General features: G+C 71.6%; 1 protein-coding gene. It reads right to left on the bottom strand.

Going from position 1 to position 208, the window contains the following annotated elements:
- The coding region (locus ACPYN4_RS15520; RefSeq protein ID WP_424446880.1) for a tyrosine-type recombinase/integrase at positions 1–208 on the bottom strand (208 nt) is incomplete at both ends.

The raw sequence follows: 208 nt of genomic DNA, 5'->3' as shown, positions 1-208 counted from the left end.
TGCAGGGAGACGCCAGCATTGACCAGCGCGGTCGCGTAGGTGTGTCGCAGCTGGTGGGAGGTGACGTGCCCGAGCCCCGCGGTCTCGGCGGCGTGATCGAGCTCGCGACGGACGCCTTGCTGTGTGAGCCGGCGGCCGAGGTAGGTGAACAGGAACTGCGCGGGTCGCCGGTAGCGGGGGTGCGGGAGTGGCCTGCCGTGGGAGCGGA

Origin of the sequence: Microbacterium sp. CH-015 (assembly GCF_049707015.1) — a bacterium.
Classification (GTDB): domain Bacteria; phylum Actinomycetota; class Actinomycetes; order Actinomycetales; family Microbacteriaceae; genus Microbacterium; species Microbacterium aurum.
Note: the sequence above shows the minus strand (reverse complement) of the source record. Positions and strands in the feature narration are given on the sequence as shown.